Here is a 21,727-nt window from a genome sequence, read left to right as displayed (position 1 = left end):
GATAGGAGGAACCATGGATAGAGCCGAGCTGACCGCCGAAGAGGCCCGTGCCGGCATCAAGGCGCTCGCGCCGCAGATCGATCGCTACGCGAACCTGATTGTGCGCACGGGCGTGAACGTGAAGCCCGGTCAGGAGATGGTGGTCCAGGCGCCGGTGGAGACCTGCGAGTTCGTGCGCCTGCTTGTCAAGCACGGCTACGCGGCTGGAGCCGGCCACGTGACGGTCATCTGGAACGACGACGCGGTGACGCGCATGACCTATGAGAACGTCGAGACCGCGTATTTCGAGCAGACGCCCGAGTGGCAGCGCATCCAGCTCGATTCGCTCGCGGAGGCGGGAGCCTGCTTCATCTTTGTCGAGGGCGCCGACCCCGAGGCGCTCAAGGGCATCGATCCCGCAAAGCCCGCCGCAGCCTCCAAGGCCCGCAACACCCAGTGCCGCTCTTTCCGCCGCGGCCTCGATTTCAACATCAACCCCTGGTGTATTGCGGGCGCTCCCGTCGCGGCATGGGCGAAGCATGTGTTTCCCGGCGTGCCGGACGACGTCGCCATCTATCGCCTGTGGTGCGCGATCCTGTCCGTCGCGCGTGCTGACGGCGCGGATCCCGAAAGCGATTGGGAGCTGCACAACGCGACGTTCGAGAAGAACCTGCGCTTCCTGAACGAGAAGCGCTTTGTCGCCCTGCACTACACAGCGGATAACGGCACGGACCTGACGGTCGGCCTGACCGACCGCCATCTGTGGGCGGGAGGCTGCGGCGAGACGCCGGACGGCCACCCGTTCTTCCCGAACATCCCGACCGAGGAGGTGTTCACCTCGCCGGACTGCGAGAAGGCGGAAGGAATCGTGTACTCCGCGCTCCCGCTCATCCACCACGGCAACAAGATCGATCGCTTCTGGCTGCGCTTCGAGGGCGGCCGCGTGGTCGACTACGACGCGGTGATCGGCAAGGACGCGCTCACGAGCATCCTTGCAACCGACGAGGGCGCTCGTCGTCTTGGCGAGGTCGCGCTCATCTCCAAGAACACGCCCATCCGCGAGAGCGAGATGCTGTTCTTCGACACGCTGTACGACGAGAACGCGAGCTGCCATCTGGCGCTCGGTATCGGGTTTGCCGAGTGCTACGAGGGCGGGTACGGCATGACGACCGATCAGCTGCGCGAGCGCGGGGTCAACACGTCGAGCACCCACGTGGACTTCATGATCGGCACCGACGACCTCGATATCATGGGCATCTGCGCCGACGGCACGGAGATTCCCGTGTTCGTGAACGGCCAGTGGAGCTGGGAGTAGTTTGCCTCGCGTGCCAACGTGGGCGGCAATGTGCGGCCGACGTGGTACAATGCCATTCGCGGGCCGTTAGCTCAGCTGGCAGAGCAGGGGACTTTTAATCCCAAGGTCTAGGGTTCGAACCCCTAACGGCCCACCATATGTATGTAAAAGACCCCGGCGACGGGGTCTTTTCATAGGTATTCGAGGAGGACGCATGACGCGCGACGAGGCACTGAGCGTGCTCGGGTTGTCGACGGGTGCCGGCCGCGAGGAGATCGCGGCCGCCTATCGCGAGCTCGCACAGATGCTCCATCCGGACAAGTACGGCGACAACAAGCGTCTTCGCGAACGCGCTGAGCAGCAGATGCGCGCCATCAACGAGGCACGCGACGTGCTGCTCAAGGGCGCGCGGTCCTCGGCGCGCCGCCCGTCTGCCGCTCAGGCCTCATCTCCCGCATCGATCGCGTTCGAGGCAACAGCCCGCGCGAACGCCGCGGAGACCGCGCGGCTCTCGGTGGTGGCGCAGCTGCGTACCATGCGCGAGCGGCGCCGCTCGATGCTCGTCATGGCCGGCGTTGCCGCGGTGGTCGCGTTCGTCTGCCTGCGGATGCGTTTTGCCGGCGGCTTCGGGGCGACGATCGGCTCCATCGCCTCGATGGTTGCCGTGTGGGGCGTCATCGATGCCGTCATACTGTCCAGCCAGGTCGATGCGCTGCAGAAGCGTTCGCGCGAGCTGCTCCAGACGCGTGACGCCGCTCGCAAGATCGCTGAAGATGCGGCGAATCTGTAACCTGCGGGTTTGATTGCCGCCCTGTGCAGCATGACCGGGATACGCGGTAGAATAAACGGTTAGACCATACGATTGCCTGCGCGAGAGGATGCGTGCGATGCCCCAGAACAACCAGACGACCAGCACCGTCTCACCCGAGCTCGACGAGATGACCTGCGATGTGATCGGCATGTTTCTCGACGCGCTTGCCGAGGGCGATGATCCGGGAGTCGTCGTGTGCGTTGAGGACAAGGCGTGCAACCGATACGAGGTCGTCTTCACCGATGACGGTGAGGAGGCCTGCCTGAGCGCCGCGCAGGCGTTTGTGACCGAGCATGCGGCGCACGGCGTGTCCAGCGACGGCGTGGGCAAGCTCGAGCGCTATGCGATCGCGTGCACCGGATGCGTCGAGATCGACGGGGCCTATGAGAACGCGGTGCTCGTGAGCTTCTACGAGCGGGGGCTTGCGACGGGTTTTTCGGCCTACGTGCTCTACGACGGCGTTGGCGCCAAAGACAACTTTATGTGGAGCGACCCTGAACCTGCAGGTGAAGAGCCCGCGCTCTTCTAAGGTCCGCTACTATATATACGTTTTTTCAAACCGATTACCGAGAATATCGCACGCCCACCGATTGGGCATGCGTGCTGCAGTGAGGAAGAGGGACATATGCGCGTTGATAACCTGAGGGATATCGCCATCATCGCACACGTCGACCACGGCAAGACGACATTGGTCGACAAGCTGCTGCGCGCCACGGATGCGTTCCGTGCCAACCAGCAGGTCGAGGATCGCGTGCTCGACTCCAACGACCAGGAGCGCGAGCGTGGCATCACCATTCTTGCCAAGAACATCTCCATCGAGTACAAGGGCGTGAAGATCAACGTCATCGATACGCCCGGTCACGCCGACTTCGGCGGCGAGGTCGAGCGCGTGCTGCGCATGGCCGACGGCGCCCTGCTTCTGGTCGACGCCTTCGAGGGCCCCATGCCCCAGACCCGTTTTGTCCTGCGCCACGCCATCGACTGCGGCCTGCGCGTGATGATCGTCATCAACAAGATCGACCGCGACGGCGCCAACCCCGAGAAGGCGTACAACGACTGCCTCGACCTCATGGCGGATCTGGGCGCTTCCGACGAGCAGCTCGAGTTCGCCATGGAGCACGTGGTGTATGCGAGCGCTATGAACGGCTTCGCCCGCCTTGATCCCGAAGACGGCAACATGGACATGTACCCGCTGCTCGACATGATCCTGGACGACATGCCGGCGCCCGACGTCGACGTCGACGGCCCTCTGGCCATGCAGTGCGTGACGGTCGACCACTCCAGCTACGTGGGTCGCATCGGTATCGGTCGCGTGTACTCCGGCACCATTCATGCCGGCGATCAGATCCTCGTGGTCAAAAACGACGGCGAGCGCGCCATGGCGACCGTGAAGCAGCTGTTCACGTTCGACTACCTCGGTCGCACCGAGTGCACCGAGGTCGGCGCGGGCGACATCGCGGCCGTGGTCGGCGTTGACTCCACCGACATCGGCGACGTGTACACCGACCCCGCGAACCCCGTGGAGCTCGACCCGATCGAGATCGATCCGCCCACGCTGTCCATCGTGTTCGAGGCGTCGACCTCCCCGCTCGTGGGTCGCGACGGCGATATCGTCGGTGCCCGTCAGCTCAAGGAGCGCCTGTTCAACGAGCGCGAGAACAACGTGACCATGCGTATCGAGGAGCTGCCCGACAAGAGCGGCGTGGAGGTTTCCGGTCGCGGCATCCTGCATCTGTCTGTGCTCATGGAGACCATGCGTCGCGAGGGCTTTGAGTTCCAGGTCGGCCGTCCGCGCGTCCTGATCAAGAAGGATGAGGGCGGCAACCGCATGGAGCCGATCGAGCAGGCCGTTGTCGAGTGCCCCGACGAGTACGCGGGCAAGGTCATCGAGGTGTTCGGCAATGCCGGTGGCACCATGACCAACATGCAGACGGGCAGCACCGTGACGCATATCGAGTTCCGCATTCCCACGCGCGGCATCATGGGCCTGAAGAACCGCATCATGAACGTGAGCCACGGCGAGGGCGTGTTCTACCACACCTTCCTTGAGTATGGTCCCTATGCCGGTGAGATCGGCAACCGCAACAACGGCGCCATGATCTCCATGACGACCGAGAAGGCGGTGGCCTACGCGCTCGGCACGCTGCAGGAGCGTGGCCAGCTGTTCGTCGAGCCCGGTACCGAGTGCTATGAGGGCATGATCGTGGGCGAGCGTTCCAAGCCCGGTGACATGGTCGTCAACATCGCGCGCACCAAGAACCTGGGCAACCAGCGCTCTTCCACGGCGGACATCGCGGTTCAGCTCGTTCCGCCGCGCACCTTCTCGCTTGAGGAGGCGCTGGAGTACATCGCCGATGACGAGCTGGTTGAGATCACGCCCAAGAACATCCGCCTGCGCAAGCGCCTGCTGAACGCGACCGACCGCAAGAAGGCTGCCGCGCGCGCCATGAGCGGCAAGTAAGAAGCGTTTTACCCGGTAGAACGCGTATTTGTTATTGAAAAGCGCCCTATCCCCACCGTGGGGATAGGGCGCTTTTTTTCAGGGAATACTGTTTTATCTATTACAGACAATACAATCTATTGTTTGTATTTTGGGAAATCGACATTGTGCCAGAAAAAACGGTCAATACGGTCAGTTTAGAGATCGAGACGCCGATGCTCGCGCTGCTGGCGATGCCGCTTGAGCCGATCGAGGGCTGCTTTCTTGCTTTCGCGATGGCGGCGACGTGCGATATCGGCTTGAACGCGCTCGCGTCGACCCTCGAGCTCCTCGATGGAGCGGTTGGTGGTTTCGGGGCGCGTCGTGGTGCGCGTGCGGCGTCGTGACCGATGGATCGCCTCGGCGATGTCCATGTCGGCCGGGCTCTTGATGTCGTAGGCGAGCGAGATAAAGCGCAAGAGCATGGTTGTCGCGACGCAGACGATCAACGCGATGATGTTGGAGATGTCCATATCCGCAAGAACCACGTAGGCGACGGCGCCGCCGATGGCGGCGACAGCGTAGAAATTGCTCGGTTGAAAGATAGCGGGCGTGCGTCCCAGGCATACATCGCGAATCATGCCTCCGCCGACCGCGGTGAAAAACCCCATGGTCACGCAGATAAGCGGCTCGAATCCGTAGACGTACGCCTTATCGGCGCCCGTGGCGGCAAAGAGCCCCACGGAGAAGATATCGAGGATCGCGATAAGGCGGTCCTGCTTCTCCAAAAGCGAGGGGATGACGAAGGTGATGGCCGCCGTGATGACGGATGCGGGCAGCGCGAGCGGCTGGTCGAGGAAGTAAACGCTTCCGACCTGAAGGATCATGTCGCGCAACAGGCCGCCGCCCAGACTGCAGACGACCGCAAGGCATATGGCTCCAATGAGATCGAGTTTCTGCTCGCGCGCAGCAAGCGCTCCGGTGGCCGAAGCGGTGACGACGGCGAGCATCTCGAATCCGATCGGGACGGGAACCATCTGGCTGGCAGCTCCTCCGCCGGCGTTTGCGGCGAGAAGGGCGGGGGTTGCGATGGAAAGCAGTGCGGACATGAGGCAATCCTCTTGTAGGGTAGAAGCGGCTTGAAAACCTTCGCTATCTTACATGGAAATGGGCCGGTGCATGACCGCTGAATACCCCGATGGCGGGGATTAGCCATATTTGGTTTCAAGAGGTGGTGCAAAGGCAAGGTGGCGGAGAGAGAGGGATTCGAACCCTCGGAACGCTCGCGCGCTCAACGGTTTTCAAGACCGCCGCATTCAACCGCTCTGCCATCTCTCCGTGATTGGTAATGATAGCATCAAACGAAAAGGCGGATCGGCGGAAGGACGTGCGTGAACACAATCGAATCAAACGAGCGCTACATGCGCGAGGCCCTGGAGGAGGCGCGCAAGGCGGAACGCTTGGGGGAAGTGCCCATCGGTGCGGTCGTGGTGTATGAAGACGAGATCATCGCGCGAGCCCACAACCTGCGAGAAACCGCGGAGGACCCGTCAGCTCACGCCGAATTCGCCGCCATGCTGCAGGCGTCCCGGGTGCTGAAGCGCTGGCGTCTGACGGGCTGCACCGTCTACGTGACGCTCGAGCCCTGTCTCATGTGCGCGGGCCTTATGGTCAACGCGCGCATCGACCGCTGCGTGTTCGGCGCCCCGGATCCCAAGGGCGGGGCGACGGGGACGTTATACCAGGTGAACGACGACCCGCGCCTCAACCACGCGTTCGAGGTGACGCAAGGCGTGCTGGAAGACGAATGCGCAGGTTTGCTCCGCGAGTTTTTCGCCGCTCTTCGCCAAAGGCGCAAGGCGGAACGCGAGAAAGAGAAGGCGAGCGCACCTTCTAGCGACGAGGCGTAGACACAGGGGCCTGCATGCAATTTTAGGGACTGTCCCCAAAATTGCATGGGGTCTGGTACTATAGTGCAACAGCGCCTAGCGCGTTCGATGGGTTCGGGTGACGATATGTTCCGAATCTGGTCAGGTCCGGGAGGAAGCAGCCATAAGGAGCCTCTGCCGGGCACCCGTTCCCATCGAGCGCACGGGCGCTTTCGTTTAATATGAGAAAGCCATTGTCAAGAGGCATGATGCGGCAGGTCCGGAAATTCCATTCCGGACCTGCGCTTATTCCAGCCGGGAGGGCCCGCGCGGATGCTCGTTAGTCGTCGCTCGCCTGGCAAGCTAATATCCGCGGGCTCCTGGCGCGGCATGCGGGTTCGGTATGTCGCCGCGCGCCACCGCATTTCGATTCTCCGTCCGGGGCCGTCGGTCGAAAAACCCTTGGAGTCTTTCTTCTCGGGCGCGGCCGTCCGGCTGCCCATCGGAAAAGTCGTGAGCCGGCCCCGGCGATGCGTCGAAGCGCGGGCCCTCCCGGCGGGAAGGCGTGTGGTCCCGGGCGCTACCCGAGCGTCCCCTCGGCGCTCCTGCCGATCTCCCAGACCCAGCAGGCGAGCTCACGGGCGACCGCGACGTTGGCGACGCACGGCCGCTTGCCGGCCGCGCGCAGCGCCTCGTGGCGGGCGCGCAGCCTCCTCGTGGCGTCGGCCGCCCTGCCCCTGATGCGCGGGCGAACGTCGTGTCCAGCGGCGGCGTGGGCAAGGTCGAGCGCTAGGCGTAGTGCCATGCCGCCTCGACGAGCGCCCGCCTGGAGGCCGAGTTGCCGGTCTTGGTGATGCCGCCGGTCGCCTCCTTCTCGCCGCTCGAGTGCTCGGACGGCGTGAGGCCGAGCCAGGACGCGTAGGCGCCCGCCGTGGCGAACCGGGAGAAGCACCCGGCCTCGGTCGCGAGGCAGAACGCCGTGACGGCGTCGACGCCCTTGATGCACGACAGCGCGCCGACGACGCCGGCCCACCGCTCGGAGCGGGCCTCGGCGAGCACCAGCTTCTCGAGGGCGCGCTTGTCGGACTCGGCGCAGCGCACGCAGGTGGCGTAGTGGTCGAAGGCGGACGCCGCGGCGGGCTCGTCGGGCCTGAGCCCCTCGGCCCAGCGCCAGAACGCGCGCGTCCAGGCTCCCCGCCTGCGGCCGAGCGCGTCGGTCTCGTCGAAGACGTGGCCGCGCCGCAGCAGGAACTTGGAGAGCCGCTGCCGTGCGCGCTTGACGCCCTGCGCGCCGAGCGCTCGGACATCTCGGGCGGCCTCGGCCTCGGCGGGCGGCACCCACACCTCGACGACGTTGCGCGTGGCGAGCAGGCGGGCCAGGAACGCCGCGTCGCGCCTGTCGTTCTTGCGCCTCTTCTCCGCGGCGGGCTTCTGCATCCTCGACACCGCGCCGACGGCGCAGTCGACGCCCAGCGCCCTGAGCTGGCGGCAGAGGGCGAAGCCGGTCGGCCCGCTCTCGTAGACCGCCTTGGGCTCCTCGAACCCCTTGATCCAGGCGGCGATCTCGCCGGCGTCGGTCCCGAAGGACCTCTGCACCACCTCGCCGGTGAACGGGTCGAAGGCGCATGCCGACACGGAGCGCGCGTGTACGTCGAGCCCGATGGAGGTAACATGGGTCATGGGGAGCCTCCTCCCATGCGTGCGGTACGGCGGGTACCGCGAGGTGACAGATACAACACCATTGTTCCCGCCCAGCCCGCGACCCGGCATGCCGCGGGGAGGCTTTCCCCTCAATGGCTTTCTCATATCGTCTTTCGGATCGGTCAAGATTCGGCCACGCTCCTGTCATGCTTTCCTTGAGGTACATCTGAGCGACCTGCATCTGGCGTATGATGATGCGAGGGAAACGCCGATCAATTCATTTCGCGCCGGTCGGCCTCGTGGCGGGCGCCGCGAAAGAAATTGATCGGCGTTTCCCTAACCGTGTTGTTCGGTCGCTTGGAGACAATGCCTATGCTGGAGCTAATCAAGCGCTTCTCGGGCGGATATGTTCGGTATTTCGTTATCGGTCCCGCCTGCAAGCTGCTCGAGGTCTTCTTTGATTTGCTGACGCCGCTGGTGATCGCGCGCATGATCGACGAGGGCGTGGGTTCGCACGACGCGGGCGTCGTCGTTCGCTACGGCGTGCTGTTGTTCGTGATGGCCGTGGTAGGCATGGGATTCACCCTCGTATGCCAGAAGATGGCGGCGCTCGCGTCGCAAGGCATGGGCACGGCGGTGCGTTCGCGCCTTTACCGTCGCATCAACGAGTTCTCGCACGCGGAGCTCGACCGATTTGGCACCCCGTCGCTTATCACGCGTATCACCAACGACATCAACCAGATCCAGCTCGCTTTGGCGCTGGGTATCCGCCAGCTCATCCGCTGGCCGTTTCTGGCGATCGGCTCCATGGTCGCGGCGCTGTTGATCGACTTGAAGCTCGGCTTGATCTTCCTGGTCTCGACGCCTTTGATCGGCCTGGTGTTCTGGATTGTCATGGCCCGGTGCGTGCCATATTTCAAGCAGATGCAGGCCAAGCTCGACCGCATCGGGTTGATTACGCGCGAAGGGCTTTCAGGCGTCCGCGTCATCCGCGCGTTCGTGCGCGAGGAGCACGAGCGCGAGCGCTTCAGGGACGCGGCCTACGACCAGGCAGCCGTCGCGATCGCGGTCGGCAAGCTGTCGTCGATCCTCAATCCGGTGACGTTCCTCGTCATGAATCTCGGTGTCTGCGCCATCTTGTGGATGGGCGGCATCCAGGTGGATACGGGCGAACTCACGCAGGGCGAGGTCATGGCGTTCGTGAACTACATGACGCAGACGCTGCTGTCGATCGTGTACGTGGCGAACCTCGTCGTGGTGTTCACCAAGGCGAGCGCGAGCGCGTCTCGTGTGAACGAGGTGCTGCACTGCGAGCCGTCGATTGTCGATGCGGGCAACGAGTCGGTTGACCTGCCGTCCTCCGATGCCGTTGCTTCGGGCGAGGCTCCCTGTGCGATACGCATGGATGGCGCCTGCTTTGCATTCGGCGATGCCGAGGTGAACACGATCGACCAGGCGACGCTCGAGCTGGGGCTCGGAAAGACGCTCGGTGTGATCGGCGGTACCGGTTCGGGCAAGTCGACGCTCGTGTCGCTGATGCTGCGCCTGTACGATACGCGTTCCGGTTCCGTCGAGGTCATGGGCGCCGACGTGCGCGCATGGCCGCTCAAGCAGCTGCGGCATGTGGTCAGCATCGTGCCGCAGCGGGCATCGTTGCTCTCGGGCACCATACGCAGCAACCTGACATGGCGCGATGCGCATGCGACGGACGATCAGCTGTGGGCCGCGCTGGAGATCGCGCAGGCGGCGGAGTTCGTGCGCAAGCTTCCCCAAGGGCTGGACGCACCTGTCGAGGCAGGGGGCAAGAACTTCTCTGGCGGCCAGCGCCAGCGCCTGACGATCGCGCGCGCCCTGGTGGGCGACCCGCTCATCTTGATTCTCGACGACTCCGCATCGGCGCTCGACTTCAAGACCGATGCCGCCCTGCGCCACGCGATACACGAGCGCGGGCAGTGCAGCGCCGCCGAGGGCGGCCTGCCGCTCACGACGGTGATCGTGAGCCAGCGCGTCTCATCGGTGCGCGACGCCGATGTGATCTGCGTCATGTCGCACGGTCAGGTCGCCGGACTCGGCACGCATGATGAGCTGCTGGCGAACTGCCCTCTGTACGAGGAGATCTGCCTGTCTCAGCTTAAGCGCGAAGAGCTCGGAGGCTCCGCTGCGCCCACGTCGGCGCCTGCGGTCGACCGCCCGACGCGCGTCCGTCCCCAACTGGCAGGAGGTGAGGCCTGATGAATCCGTATGCATCTGCCGGATCGGTGTCCACGGTCACGGCCAGCGTTTCGGGAAACGACAATCTGAATGCCGACGGCGGCGGCGCCCCGCGCGGTGAGATCGGCGGCGTTCGCCTGTCGACCGGCGAGGTGACGCGCAGGCTCCTCTCATATGTCAGGCCGCATGCGGTCTCGTTCTCCATCTCCTTCGTCTCCGCTGCCATCTCCGTGGTCCTCCAGCTGTATACGCCCATTTTGATCGGACGCGGTATCGACCTCATCATCGATGCCGGGCGCGTCGATTTCGATGCGCTGCTGCCGCTGGTGCAGGTGCTTGCGCTTGTCGTCATCGGCGCTGCGGCGTTCCAATGGCTGCAGGGCTATTGCGTGAACCGCCTCTGCTACGAGACGGTGCGCGACATGCGCATCCAAGCGAGCGAAAAACTCGGTCGCATGCCGCTTTCGTTCATCGATGCGCACCCGCACGGCGACCTCATCTCGCGCGTGGTCAACGATGTCGACCAGGTGGGTGATGGCCTGCTGCAAGGTTTCACGCAGCTGTTCACCGGCGTGGTGACCATCGTGGGCACGCTCGTGTTCATGCTGACGATCTCGGTTCCCATGGCGATCGTGGTCGTGCTCGTGACGCCCGCATCGGTGCTCGCCGCTTCGCTGATCGCCAAATTTTCCAACCGGAGCTTCAACGACCAGCAGCGCGTGCAGGGTCAGCTGGGTGGCTACATCGAGGAATACGTGGGCAATCAGCGCCTGGTCGATGCCTTCGCGCATGGTGACGAGGCCCAAGACGGTTTTGACGCCATCAACGGTGAGCTCTATGTTGCCGGCGAGCGCGCCCAGTTTTTAAGCTCGCTCTCCAATCCGGGGACCCGCTTCATCAACAACCTCATCTATGCGGTGGTGGCGGTTATCGGTTGCGCTGGCGTCATCACGGGCGTGCCGGCTTCACTGACGGTGGGCGAGGTTCAGACGTTTCTGTCGTACGCCAACCAGTACACCAAGCCGTTCAACGAGGTGACGAGCGTCATCACGCAGATCCAGACGGCCTATGCTTCGGCACGCCGCCTGTTTGCCCTGCTCGATGCCGTCGAGGAGCAGCCCGACGCGGCCGACGCGGCTGTCGTCGACCATCCCCAGGGCGGCGTGAGCCTGTCCCATGTTGATTTCTCCTATGTGAAGGACCGCAAGCTTCTTCAGGACATCTGCATCGACGCCAAGCCGGGTATGCGGTTTGCGCTTGTCGGTCCGACAGGCTGCGGTAAGACGACGCTGATCAACCTGCTGTTGCGTTTTTACGACGTGGACGCCGGTCGCATTGAGCTGGACGGCGTCGAGACGCGCGACATCACGCGCGCGAGCCTGCGCAGATCGTTTGGCATGGTGCTGCAGGATACATGGCTGTTCGAGGGCACCGTTCACGACAACATCGCGTACGGCAAACCGGATGCTACGCGCGAGGAGGTCATCGCGGCCGCTCGCCGAGCGCATGCCGACAAGTTCATCGCGCAGCTGCCGCAGGGCTACGACACGGTGATCGGCGAGGACGGCGGATCCTTCTCGGCAGGCCAGAAGCAGCTTTTGTGCATCGCGCGCGTCATGCTGACCGACCCTGCCATCCTACTGCTTGACGAGGCGACCTCGAGCATCGACACCCGCACCGAGCTGCAGGTCCAAGCCGCCTTTGACGAGCTGATGGACGGTCGCACGAGCTTCGTGGTGGCGCACCGCCTCTCGACGATTCGCAACGCGGACTGCATTCTCTACATGCGCGACGGGCAGATTCTGGAGCGCGGCACACATGACGAGCTTCTGGCGCTTGGCGGCTCTTATGCGGAGCTGTATAACAGCCAGTTCAGCGAGGGATAGAGTGGTCGTTGTCCTCCGGCGAATCGCGTGCAGGGGGTCGTCATATCAATTGTTTGGATTTGGTATCAACGTTTGAGGTGTCGGAACTGGAGATTGATACCAAATTCATCTACTGTCGCTTTTGCATCGTGGCAAAAGGTTTAATCAGGGTGCGATACTCCCACCGTAGCCAGACGGCTGCCGGATCTCCGATGTCCTACAGAACCTCGACGCCTGCGGTGGCGCAGGCCTGCAGGAAATCGGCGGGCAGGTTGCCGTCGCTCACGATGATATCGACGCGCTCGAGCCCGCAGACCGAAAACGTACTGCGGGTGCCGACCTTGCTGGAGTCCATGAGGGCGATCACCTCATCGGCCTGCTCGATGCACGCGCGCTTGAGGCTCGCCTCCTTGCTTGAGCCGCAGGAGAACCCGGTTTTTGGCGAATAGCCCGTCACGCCCATGAAATACTGGTCAAACGCCAATTCCTTGACGGCGTCGACGCTCTGGCTGCCGGTGATGCTCATGCTGTAGCGGTTGAGCTTGCCTCCGATGACGTAGACCTGCGGGCGTTCAAGGCGCGCAAGTTCGGCGGCGCAAGTAAGTCCCGAGGTGAAGATCAACGCGTTTTCGTCGGGTAGGGCGGCGGCAAATGCTGTGGTGGTGCTGCCCGAATCAAGGAAGATGCTCGTGTTGGGTTGAACGAGTCCGAGGGCCTTGCGGGCAACGAGCTTCTTGGCTTCGGTGTTCTTGCCCGTTCGCGTGCTGAGCAATCCGTCGGTGCCGATGATCTGCTCAACGGAGCGCGCGCCGCCGTGGATGCGGACGATGCGCCCCTCGGCGTCGAGCGCCTTGAGATCGGTGCGGAGTGTCATCTCCGAAACGTTGGGGAAGTTCTCCTTCAACTGTCGAAACGACACCGTTCCCATGGCTTCGACGAGCTCTACGATGGCATTGCGACGCTCTTCCATGCGATTCTCTCCGTTTGAAGTTGAGCATGTTGCTGTGAGATGCATCATAACAGAGCACGGCAGAAATAAATCCCGTGCCGGTTTGAAATCAATGCCGCGGGCAGAAAGCGCTGCCCGCGGCATTGATCATGGGGAGAAGCGGCGACCGCCCCCTGCTGACGGCCGCCGAAAGATGGGATCCGAGGAGAAATCGTCGTGCTACTCGGTCTCGGCCCAGTGCTCGAGCAGGTAGCGCTCGGCGGCGGGGCACCACAGGCCGCGGTTGGCCTCGACGATGTCTGCCAAGCCGGCGTAGCGCTCGTCCTCTGCGGCCTTGGAGCGCAGGTCGTCAAGGGCGGTCAGCGGCATGGAGATGTGCGTGTAGATGAGCTTCTTGCCGCCCGGGATCTTGGGCAGATTGAGCGTGGTGTCGGCTGCGGCATCCAGACCGCCCACGTGGGTGACCATGACGGACGGATCGACGCGGCCCGCCGCGGTGAGCTCCAGCGACTCCACCATGTCGGCGGTGTTGCCGCCGGTGGTGCCCATGACGTGGTGCGAACCGTAATGCACCTCGTAGAAATTGATGGGGGCGCTGAACTGCTTGTCGGTAGGTCCGGCGAAGAAGTTGAGGCAGCCGTCGCGGCCCATGATGGCCGAGGAGAGCGTGACGACCGGAGCGACCGGCGCGTAGCACAGCACGTCGTCGAAGCCCGTGCCGCCCGAGGCCTCGCGCAGCGTGGCCACCGGGTCATCGCAGGCGCCGTTGTTGATGAACATGAGGTCGATGCCGGTCTCGGCCTTGATCTCCGCAGGTGGGAAGAGCTCGGCGGCGCGGTCCAGACGGTCTTGGTTGATGTCGGCCACCACGACGAGGCTCGGGCGACGGTCGCAGTGCAGCGCGTAGGTGAGCGCGCCCAGGCCCATGGGGCCTGCGCCGGCCACGATGGCCAGCTTGCCGCCCTCGCGGATGCCCATCTCGTGCTCGTACACGCCCATCTGGGTGTGGTACGCGGCATGGAACGCGCCGATGGAGCAGCTCATGGGCTCGGCGAGCGACGCCTGGTAGTAGGCCTCGCCGGTGTACTCCAGCAGGCAGTCGCACTCCATGACCTCGGCGGGCAGGATGCAGTAGGTGGCGTCGCCGCCGCAGAACTCGTATGAGTAGCCCGGGCTCCACATGGTGCCCTTGTAGTTGAGCGCGGGCTGGATGGTGAACTTCATGCCCGGCTTGAAACGGTCGGCCCACTTGGCACCCACCTCGACGATATCGCCGGCGAACTCGTGGCCCATGATGGCGGGGTGCTCGGCCACGTCCTCGTGCACGCGCTTGTGGTCGACGCCCAGCGTGGCGCACTTGTAGGTGGACATGCAGATGCTGTCGGACACGACGCGCACGAGCACCTCGTCATCCTTGATGGGGGGCAGCTCGAACTCCTCCAGGCGAAGGTCGTTGGCCGCGTGTAGGCGGACTGCTTTTGCTTTCATGATTACTCCTTTCTTGACGCGCCGCAGATCGCAGCGCGAGATTTCCGATGGGGCGTGGATGAGGGGTAGGGGCTACAGGCGCGTGAGCTTCACCTGGTCCAGCAAGCGATCGATGTCGTCCCGCTTGGCAGGCTCGGTTCCCGGCTGCATGACGGTCGCGGCGCCCACGGCCATGGAGAGGCGCGCCGCCTGCTCGAGGGGAAGGTTCTGGTCGGCGGCGTACGCGAGCGCCGCGACGACGGAGTCTCCGGCGCCGACGGTGGAGATCACCTCGACGGCGGGCTGGTGCAGCCGGTATGCGCCCTTGTCGGTCACAAAGATCGCGCCCGCGCCACCCATGGAGACCATGACCTGCTCGATGCCGTCGTCGACAAGCTCTTGAGCTGCGGCGATGATGCTGTCATCGTCGACGAGCTCGCGTCCGAGCATGCGGCCGAGTTCGACTTCGTTCGGCTTGATGAGGCTCGGTTTGGCGGCGAGCCCTTCGACGAGCGCCTCGCCGTCGGCGTCGAGGAAGACGCGAGCACCGGCCTTGCGGCAGGCGCGCGTCCAGGTGGCGTAGGTCTTGGTCGGAGCGCCGGCGGGCAGGCTGCCGGAAAGCACGACGATATCGCCCGGATTGATCTCGAGCGCCAAGATGGCGAGTGCATCGTCGAGCATGGCCTTGGTGACTGCGGCACCTGGCTCGTTGATGTCGGTGTAGGTGTGCGAGACAAGGTCGACAACCTTAGTATTGGTACGTGTGTCGCCCTCGGCTGCGAACGCGCGCACGGGGATGCCCATCTCATCGAGAGCGGAGGTGATGAAGGAGCCCGATGCACCGCCCAAAAACGCAACAGCCGTGCTCGTGCCCCCCAGTTGCTGGATGGTCTTGGAGACGTTGATGCCCTTGCCGCCCGCATCCTGGCGGATGGAGGAGACGCGATTGACCGCATCCAAGGTGAAGTTGTCGACATAGATGGTCTTGTCGACGGCGGGGTTCAAGGTAACGGTGTAGATCATCGCAAACCTCATTTCTGTTGGTTCGAAAGCTAAGTACAGCCTAAATCAGCGAAATGCTTTGTCAATACAACAGTCAAAAATAGTGAAAACAAAAGTCCAGAACTGCCATTTACCGACAAAAACTACCGTTTAAAGTGTAAAAGCAAGGATTAGACAGAACTATTGAAACAACAACAATAGGATACAGGCTATCGAATCGCTACCCACAAACGAAAGGGAGGACACGATGGCGATCAAAGACAAAGTGTCGTCATTCGGAAAGTTCTTGAGCGGTATGGTGATGCCGAACATCGGCGCCTTTATCGCCTGGGGCTTCCTGACGGCGCTGTTCATCGAGACGGGCTGGTTGCCCAACGAGCAGTTCGCGAGCATTACGGGACCCATGCTCTCCTATCTCATCCCCGTGCTCATCGCGGCTCAGGGCGGCTATCTCACCGGAGGAGATCGCGGGCGCATCACCGGTGCCATCGCGGTCATCGGCTGCATCGCCGGCGCGCCCGACACGACGATGCTCATGGGCGCCATGGTGATGGGCCCGTTTGCCGGTTGGGTCATCAAGATGTTCGACAAGGCGATGGAGGGCCGCACGCCCGCTGGCTTTGAGATGCTTATCGACAACTTCTCGGTCGGCATCATCGGCATGCTGCTGGCGATGCTCGGCTACGTCGCCATCGGCCCGATCATGACGGCGATCCTCACCGTCCTCATGGGTAGCGTCCAGATCTTGATCCAGTACAGCCTCATGCCGCTGCTCGCGATCTTCATCGAGCCGGCGAAGGTGCTGTTCCTGAACAACGCCATCAATCACGGCATCTTCACGCCCATCGGCATCGCCCAGGCGCAGGAGACCGGACGCTCGATCATGTACATGCTTGAGGCCAACCCCGGCCCCGGTCTCGGCGTGCTGCTGGCATACTGCTTCTTCTGCCGCGACGCGAAGACGCGCCAGTCTGCGCCCGGTGCCGTCATCATCCACTTCTTCGGCGGTATCCACGAGATCTATTTCCCCTACGTGCTCATGAACCCCAAGGTCATCATCGCTCCCATCGTGGGCAACGCCTGCGCCATCGCATGGTTCAGCTTCACCGGCACCGGCTTGACCTCTGCGGCTTCTCCTGGTTCCATCATTGCATTTTTGTCCATGACGCCGCCTGAGTTCATGGTCACCAATATCATCGGCGTCGCGATTGCCGCCGGCGTGTCGTTTGCGATCGCCGTCCCGCTGGTGCGTTCCATGGCCGTGGCGGATATCGATCGCGCAAGCGAGCAGATGCGCGAGATGAAGGGCACCTCCGAGGCCGCGGTCATCTCGGACACGAAGGACGGCAAGATCGTGTTCGCGTGCGACGCCGGCATGGGCTCCTCTGCAATGGGCGCCACCAGGTTCCGCAACCGCATCAAGGCGGAGCGCCCCGACCTGACCGTTGAGCATTCGAGCGTCGACACCGTTCCCGCCGACGCGGCCATCGTGGTGTGCCAGCGCGTGCTGTCCGAACGTGCCCGCAAGAGCGCGCCGACCGCGCAGATCGTCACCATCGACAACTTCCTTGACGACCCCGCGCTCGATGCGCTGTACGAGGCGCTGACCAAGCTCGCCCGCGCCCACGAGCTCAAGGGCGACGAGGTTGCCGCTCCGGCGCTCGTGGAAGAGCCCAAGCCGGCCGAGCAGTCCGCGCCTGTGCTCAGCGTGACGGCCGATGATATCCGCGTGGGCTGCCTGACGCTTTCACGCGAGGACGCGATCAGGGCTTCCGGCGCGCTGCTCGTGGAGAAGGGCTGCGTCGACGCGAGCTACGTGGATGCCATGGTCGAACGCGATAAGCTGACCAGCGTCTACATGGGCATGGGCGTGGCGATTCCGCACGGCACGAACGAGGCCAAGGATGCGGTGAAGCATACCGGCGTGGTCCTGCAGCAGTATCCCGACGGCGTGGACTTCGATGGCGAGAAGGCGTATCTGCTCTTTGGCATCGCCGGCAAGGGCAACGAGCATCTGGAGGTGCTGGCGGCCATCTGCAAGGCCATCGAGGACGAGAGCGTGCTCGAGAAGATGAAGACCACCGATGACGTGGCATGGATCGCCGACGTGCTGAACAAGGCGAACTAGCATCACCCGATCCCTTTCATGCGCGCGGGCCTCCGGTTGATCCGGAGGCCCGCGTATGCGTGCGGTGGGCGTATCGCACGGTTGATATGCGCGCCGTGCGGTTATCCGACGCCGAGCTGGGGTATAGAGCGGTGTGATTACGGTTTCATGACGAGTGATAGGGAGAGGGACGTGGACAAGAGGAACGTCGCGCTGCTCTACAACAGCCGTGGGGGCAACACCAAGATGGTCGCCGAGGCGCTGAGGGATGCGCTGGCTCAGCATGGTATCGAGGCGGAAGCGTGCGAGATCACCGCAGCCGACCTCGATGGTGCGCGCTCGGCGATCAAGCCTGCCGATGTGGTTCTGCTGGGCTTCTGGTGTGACAAGGGAACCTGTTCTGAGGAGGTGTCGGAGCTTTTGCCCGAGCTGTCTGGCAAGCAGGTCTTCCTGTTCGGCACGGCCGGATTCGGCGGGGCGCCCGAGTATTTCGAGCGGATTCTTGCCGGCGTGAAGGCAAAGCTGCCCGAAGACGCGGCGTATCTGGGGGGTGCCATGTGTCAGGGGAAGATGGGCCCGGCGATTCGCAAGCGCTATGAGGCCATGCTGGCGGAGAAACCCGGTGACCAGCGCGTGCAGGCGATGATCGACAACTTCGACGCCGCGGCAAGCCACCCCGATGCGAGCGATGCGCAAAAGATCGCCGACGCGATGCTGGACGCTCTGGACATCAGGTAGCTGCGGATACCCCCGCGTGCCGCGGCGCTTTCCTGTGCGCACCGGTGAAAAAGCGCGCGCCCCTGTTCTCGATGGAAAACAAGGGCGCGCGCTTTATGATGGCTGGCTACTGGATCTTGGTCGTTCCCGGTGCGAGGTTCGGATCGGTCTCGTTTGCCGCCGATTGGTATCGCGTCGTGTAGATGTTCTTGCCGTCGTAGAACATCTCGTAGTACTGCATCGTCGCGTAGTCGCTGCGGGCCTGAACGGCTTCCTCCAGCGTGGCGTTCCCGCCTGCGTCGGTGACGCTCGAGAGGTACCAGCGGCCGTCGGCGTCCTCAAAGCCCGTGGTGTTGATGGCGGGCAGCGCCTCGCGCAGGCTGATGAGCGACTTCTGGTAATCGCTGAGCGGTGCGCCGATGACGTTCATGAGAGCGGAGCCCAGGTAGTTGGTGGACAGGTCGACCGTCTCGCTCGTCTGGTCGTTGCCCGCCACGTCGTAGTTGGCCCAGATGAGGTAGTCGGTCTGCCACAGGCGCTCCTGGTGCGTCGCCTCGTCCTCGTCGGTGAACCACAGGTCGTTGAAGCGCGAGGGGAAGAAGGGCTGGTGGTCGCCGAAGAACACCACGACGACCTTGCGGTCGAGCCGCTCCAGCTGGCGGATGAAGTAGCGCAGGGCCTCGTCGGATTCCTTGATCAGCGAGACGTACTCGTTGATCTCGGAGTCGGACATGCCGTCGATGCTCAGCTCGACGCGCTTGTCGGCAGGAATGAGGCCGGTGTTGTAGCCGGAGTGGTTCTGCATCGTCACGTCGAAGATGAACTGCGGGTTGTTGTTGGTATCGAGCAGCTCGAGAATCTTGTCGTACGTGGCGCGGTCGGTGACCATGCCGCGCAGCGTCTCGGCATCTTGGAAGTCCTCGATGGCCAGGAAATCGTCGAACCCGAAGTCCTCGTAGACGTTCTCGCGGTTCCAGTTCGTTGCATGGTTGGGGTGCATCGCCACCGTGTCGTACCCGAGGTCCTTGAACTGACCAGCGAGGTTCTCGGCGTCCATGAGGTTGTAGATGGTGTAGGGGTACACGCCCGTGCCGAGGTTGGACATTGAGTTTCCGGTCAGGAACTCGTACTCGGTGTTGGCGGTGCCGCCGCCGTACGCCGAGACGTAGAGCTTGCCGCGCTGCAGGCAGTCCGACAGGCTCTTGAAGAACTCGGGACCGGTGTAGTCCGCGTGCATCTGCTGGTAGATGGACAGATCGGCGAACGTCTCGTTCATGATGGCGATGACCGTGGGCTTCTCCTCATCGAACTGGGCCTCGGCCGCGGCGCGGTTCCCGTTGGTCGCGTTCTGCTCATCGTAGGCGCGCGCGTACTCATCGATGAGGGCCTCGGCTGCATCGACGCTGTAGTCGTCGGGCTTGGGAGGGTTGATGGTCTGGGCGCCCGAGATGAAGGCGGGCAAGAATCCCTGACGGTAGTAGCTCTCAAGCGGGCGCCACGTGTAGATCGTGATGCCGAGGGTGTGGTAGTAGTCGATAAGGGTGACGTGTGCGCCGACCCCGCCGATGATGAGCAGGCCGATGACGAGGTTGATGATGAGGCCCTTGCGCGAACGGGCCTCGGGGGCGGGACGCAGGGTGCCAGCGAGCATGGCAAGCAGCATGGCGATTGCGGCGCACGCGAGAGCATACAGGCAGAACGCGGACAGCGTGTAGGTGTAGCCCGTTCCCGCCACAGCTGCCGCCGTGGAGAGGGCGGACAGGTCGCCCGGCGTGATGGGCATGGACTTGAAGGTGATGACGAAGTACTCGGCGACGCCGATGATATAGAGGATGAGCGCGAGGGCGGCGCTCGCGGCGCCGCGGCGCTGGAGCACCAAGAAGAGGCCCGTGAGCACGCCGGCGATCAGGCCGAACTCAAGCAGCAGGCACAGCGGGTACATCCAGGTCAGATTGTGGTTCGATGAAAGCTCGAGCCCGAGCGTGGCGGCGGTACTCGCAAGCAGCATGAACGCGATGGAGAGCACGAGGGGGTGGGGGAAGCGCCCGGTCGGGGACGTCAGGCCCTGCAGGCGGGATGCAAGCTGCTCGCGGTTGAAGGCGGTAGTCGCGCATCCGGTCAGGATGATGTTCAGCACGAGTGCGGAGAGCAGGTCATCCTGAACGAGCCCGATGCCCGACCAGATGGCGATAAAGGCCTGGAGCAGGGCGAACGCTATACCCCATGCGACGGCATAGGGGGAGATGGATCCTTGCCCGGAGCGGGCGCGACGCACGGCGAGGGCTGCAGAGGTCACCGTACCGGCAAGGCCTAGACACGTGATGATCGTTACGACCATGGCGGAAAACTCCTTTATGGGCCAGGCGGCCCAAAGATTCTTAACCAAAAGGTGACATCGTCTTGATGCTGCAAGAACCAATGGTACAGAACGATTGTCGAGATTGTATCGACTCGACAAGGACCGCACAGTTAGGATGAGAAAACAGCTGGAATACACGCGTGCATACTCGGTTGTACGCGTGAATGGTCCGCCCGTAGATGATGGAGGATGTGCCTATGAGCGATATGACCCCTGCCTGGAATAACGCCGTGCTCGATGTCATCGAGCGGCGCAGCTCAACGCGTCGATTCGCGCCCGAGCTCGTTTCCGACGCCCAGCGCGAAGCGGTCCTGCACGCCGCGACGCGCGCCCCTTCGGCGGGCGCGATGATGATGTACTCCATTATCGACATCCGCGAGCAGGCGACGCGCGACCGGCTGGCGGAGCTTTGCGACCATCAGCCCATGATCGCGCAGGCTCCGTGGGCGCTCGTGTTCGTGGTGGACTATTGCAAGTGGATCGATCTGTTCGAGCACGTGGGGTGCTTCGACGAGGCGTTCGTCGAGCGCACGGGCAAGCAGCCTCGTCGGACCCCGGGCCTGGGGGAGTTTGCCATCGCGGCGCAAGATGCGGTCATCGCCGCGCAAAACGCGGTGATCGCTGCCGAGGCGGTTGGCCTGGGCAGCTGCTATATCGGCGACATCGTCGAGAATGCCGAAGAGGTTGGCGAACTGCTCGGGTTGCCGGAGCATACGGTGCCGCTCAGCATGCTCATCTTGGGCGTTCCCGCAAAAGAGCGTCCCGCGACGCCTCACCCCGTCGAGAACATCGTCATGTCCGAGCGCTATCGTCGTGCGGACAAGGCGACGCTCGATGCGCAGATAGCGGAGATGGATGCGATGTTCCGCCCCCATGTGCAGGAGGCTGGGGAGCGGGTGGTCGACATCTACACCCGCAAGCACACCTCGGACTTCATGAAGGAGATGGGCCGCTCGATGGAGCGGTGGCTCGAAAACTGGTAGACGCCGCGGGGCCGGTACGTTTTGGACGGGGATGACCCCGTCCAAAACGTACCGG

17 protein-coding genes, 2 tRNA genes and 1 other RNA gene are annotated in these 21,727 nt (G+C 63.5%); 12 read left to right on the top strand and 8 right to left on the bottom strand.

Annotation, left to right across the window (positions count from 1 at the left end):
* Positions 1-13: 13 nt before the first annotated feature.
* The 5 genes from BN3789_RS04520 (at position 14) to typA (ending at position 4,545) form a co-directional block, all read left to right on the top strand.
* Positions 14-1,294, top strand: a complete 1,281-nt coding sequence (locus tag BN3789_RS04520) for an aminopeptidase (protein WP_066830643.1) — start codon at positions 14-16, stop codon at positions 1,292-1,294.
* 60 nt (positions 1,295-1,354) lie between these two features.
* A tRNA-Lys gene (locus BN3789_RS04515) sits at positions 1,355-1,430 on the top strand.
* Between the two features lie 57 nt (positions 1,431-1,487).
* On the top strand, positions 1,488-2,063 hold the full coding sequence (locus BN3789_RS04510) for a J domain-containing protein (RefSeq protein WP_066830640.1): 576 nt from the start codon (positions 1,488-1,490) through the stop codon (positions 2,061-2,063).
* 97 nt (positions 2,064-2,160) lie between these two features.
* A complete protein-coding gene (locus tag BN3789_RS04505; RefSeq protein WP_187119114.1) occupies positions 2,161-2,613 on the top strand; it encodes a hypothetical protein in 453 nt (150 codons plus the stop codon).
* A gap of 96 nt (positions 2,614-2,709) precedes the next feature.
* Positions 2,710-4,545 carry a translational GTPase TypA gene (gene typA, locus BN3789_RS04500; protein WP_066830628.1) on the top strand — a complete coding sequence of 612 codons (1,836 nt, stop codon included), beginning with the start codon at positions 2,710-2,712 and terminating at the stop codon, positions 4,543-4,545.
* 176 nt (positions 4,546-4,721) lie between these two features.
* Here typA and BN3789_RS04495 read toward each other — a convergent pair whose 3' ends face one another.
* A complete protein-coding gene (locus tag BN3789_RS04495) occupies positions 4,722-5,612 on the bottom strand; it encodes a trimeric intracellular cation channel family protein (RefSeq protein WP_066830626.1) in 891 nt (296 codons plus the stop codon).
* 139 nt (positions 5,613-5,751) lie between these two features.
* Positions 5,752-5,841: transfer RNA gene (locus tag BN3789_RS04490), tRNA-Ser, on the bottom strand.
* Between the two features lie 53 nt (positions 5,842-5,894).
* Between BN3789_RS04490 and tadA the strand changes: the two genes are divergently transcribed.
* Complete coding sequence (gene tadA / locus BN3789_RS04485) at positions 5,895-6,413, top strand: tRNA adenosine(34) deaminase TadA (RefSeq protein ID WP_267872870.1); 519 nt, start codon at positions 5,895-5,897, stop codon at positions 6,411-6,413.
* An 85-nt stretch (positions 6,414-6,498) separates the two neighbouring features.
* An RNA gene (gene ffs, locus BN3789_RS04480) (signal recognition particle sRNA small type) lies at positions 6,499-6,592 on the top strand.
* A gap of 359 nt (positions 6,593-6,951) precedes the next feature.
* On the opposite strand, the gene BN3789_RS13170 is transcribed toward ffs, so the two are convergent.
* Both BN3789_RS13170 and BN3789_RS04475 read right to left on the bottom strand, forming a co-directional pair.
* Positions 6,952-7,176, bottom strand: coding sequence for a hypothetical protein (locus tag BN3789_RS13170; RefSeq protein ID WP_079989088.1), 225 nt, complete (start codon positions 7,174-7,176; stop codon positions 6,952-6,954).
* Entirely contained in the window at positions 7,161-8,051 is an 891-nt protein-coding gene (locus BN3789_RS04475; protein ID WP_079989087.1) for an IS110 family RNA-guided transposase, read from the bottom strand. The genes BN3789_RS13170 and BN3789_RS04475 overlap by 16 nt, the downstream gene beginning before the upstream one ends.
* 333 nt (positions 8,052-8,384) lie before the next feature.
* Between BN3789_RS04475 and BN3789_RS04470 the strand changes: the two genes are divergently transcribed.
* Both BN3789_RS04470 and BN3789_RS04465 read left to right on the top strand, forming a co-directional pair.
* Complete coding sequence (locus tag BN3789_RS04470; RefSeq protein WP_066830624.1) at positions 8,385-10,244, top strand: ABC transporter ATP-binding protein; 1,860 nt, start codon at positions 8,385-8,387, stop codon at positions 10,242-10,244.
* Complete coding sequence (locus BN3789_RS04465) at positions 10,244-12,109, top strand: ABC transporter ATP-binding protein (RefSeq protein ID WP_187119113.1); 1,866 nt, start codon at positions 10,244-10,246, stop codon at positions 12,107-12,109. Before BN3789_RS04470 ends, BN3789_RS04465 begins: the two co-directional genes overlap by 1 nt.
* Before the next feature lie 196 nt (positions 12,110-12,305).
* Here BN3789_RS04465 and BN3789_RS04460 read toward each other — a convergent pair whose 3' ends face one another.
* The 3 genes from BN3789_RS04460 to pfkB form a co-directional block, all read right to left on the bottom strand.
* A complete protein-coding gene (locus BN3789_RS04460; RefSeq protein WP_066830618.1) occupies positions 12,306-13,058 on the bottom strand; it encodes a DeoR/GlpR family DNA-binding transcription regulator in 753 nt (250 codons plus the stop codon).
* A 198-nt stretch (positions 13,059-13,256) separates the two neighbouring features.
* Entirely contained in the window at positions 13,257-14,525 is a 1,269-nt protein-coding gene (locus tag BN3789_RS04455; RefSeq protein WP_066830615.1) for a zinc-binding dehydrogenase, read from the bottom strand.
* Between the two features lie 72 nt (positions 14,526-14,597).
* Positions 14,598-15,527: a 1-phosphofructokinase gene (gene pfkB / locus BN3789_RS04450; protein ID WP_066830612.1), complete on the bottom strand. Its 930-nt coding sequence runs from the start codon at positions 15,525-15,527 to the stop codon at positions 14,598-14,600.
* Between the two features lie 226 nt (positions 15,528-15,753).
* Here pfkB and BN3789_RS04445 point away from each other — a divergent pair, with 226 nt between their 5' ends.
* Positions 15,754-17,634, top strand: a complete 1,881-nt coding sequence (locus BN3789_RS04445; RefSeq protein WP_187119112.1) for a PTS mannitol transporter subunit IICBA — start codon at positions 15,754-15,756, stop codon at positions 17,632-17,634.
* A gap of 171 nt (positions 17,635-17,805) precedes the next feature.
* A complete protein-coding gene (bilS, locus tag BN3789_RS04440) occupies positions 17,806-18,351 on the top strand; it encodes a flavodoxin family protein BilS (protein WP_229254184.1) in 546 nt (181 codons plus the stop codon).
* 106 nt (positions 18,352-18,457) lie between these two features.
* Here bilS and BN3789_RS04435 read toward each other — a convergent pair whose 3' ends face one another.
* Positions 18,458-20,668, bottom strand: coding sequence for an LTA synthase family protein (locus BN3789_RS04435; protein WP_066830607.1), 2,211 nt, complete (start codon positions 20,666-20,668; stop codon positions 18,458-18,460).
* 218 nt (positions 20,669-20,886) lie between these two features.
* Here BN3789_RS04435 and BN3789_RS04430 point away from each other — a divergent pair, with 218 nt between their 5' ends.
* On the top strand, positions 20,887-21,672 hold the full coding sequence (locus BN3789_RS04430; protein ID WP_066830604.1) for a nitroreductase family protein: 786 nt from the start codon (positions 20,887-20,889) through the stop codon (positions 21,670-21,672).
* Positions 21,673-21,727 lie beyond the last annotated feature (55 nt).

The organism is Collinsella ihumii (assembly GCF_900046475.1).
In the GTDB taxonomy this organism is placed as follows: domain Bacteria; phylum Actinomycetota; class Coriobacteriia; order Coriobacteriales; family Coriobacteriaceae; genus Collinsella; species Collinsella ihumii.
The sequence above is the reverse complement of the archived record's forward strand: the minus strand, read 5'-3'. Positions and strand labels throughout refer to the sequence as shown.

Excerpts from the sequence above, each read along its gene's own strand:
- BN3789_RS04505 (WP_187119114.1), top strand. The coding sequence starts at position 2,161 with ATGCCCCAGAACAACCAGACGACCAGCACCGTCTCACCCGAGCTCGAC.
- typA (WP_066830628.1), top strand. The coding sequence starts at position 2,710 with ATGCGCGTTGATAACCTGAGGGATATCGCCATCATCGCACACGTCGAC.
- pfkB (WP_066830612.1), bottom strand. The coding sequence starts at position 15,527 with ATGATCTACACCGTTACCTTGAACCCCGCCGTCGACAAGACCATCTAT.
- BN3789_RS04510 (WP_066830640.1), top strand. The coding sequence starts at position 1,488 with ATGACGCGCGACGAGGCACTGAGCGTGCTCGGGTTGTCGACGGGTGCC.
- BN3789_RS04470 (WP_066830624.1), top strand. The coding sequence starts at position 8,385 with ATGCTGGAGCTAATCAAGCGCTTCTCGGGCGGATATGTTCGGTATTTC.
- BN3789_RS04465 (WP_187119113.1), top strand. The coding sequence starts at position 10,244 with ATGAATCCGTATGCATCTGCCGGATCGGTGTCCACGGTCACGGCCAGC.
- BN3789_RS04495 (WP_066830626.1), bottom strand. The coding sequence starts at position 5,612 with ATGTCCGCACTGCTTTCCATCGCAACCCCCGCCCTTCTCGCCGCAAAC.
- BN3789_RS04430 (WP_066830604.1), top strand. The coding sequence starts at position 20,887 with ATGAGCGATATGACCCCTGCCTGGAATAACGCCGTGCTCGATGTCATC.
- BN3789_RS04460 (WP_066830618.1), bottom strand. The coding sequence starts at position 13,058 with ATGGAAGAGCGTCGCAATGCCATCGTAGAGCTCGTCGAAGCCATGGGA.
- BN3789_RS04520 (WP_066830643.1), top strand. The coding sequence starts at position 14 with ATGGATAGAGCCGAGCTGACCGCCGAAGAGGCCCGTGCCGGCATCAAG.
- BN3789_RS04475 (WP_079989087.1), bottom strand. The coding sequence starts at position 8,051 with ATGACCCATGTTACCTCCATCGGGCTCGACGTACACGCGCGCTCCGTG.
- BN3789_RS04435 (WP_066830607.1), bottom strand. The coding sequence starts at position 20,668 with ATGGTCGTAACGATCATCACGTGTCTAGGCCTTGCCGGTACGGTGACC.
- BN3789_RS04455 (WP_066830615.1), bottom strand. The coding sequence starts at position 14,525 with ATGAAAGCAAAAGCAGTCCGCCTACACGCGGCCAACGACCTTCGCCTG.
- BN3789_RS13170 (WP_079989088.1), bottom strand. The coding sequence starts at position 7,176 with ATGGCACTACGCCTAGCGCTCGACCTTGCCCACGCCGCCGCTGGACAC.
- BN3789_RS04445 (WP_187119112.1), top strand. The coding sequence starts at position 15,754 with ATGGCGATCAAAGACAAAGTGTCGTCATTCGGAAAGTTCTTGAGCGGT.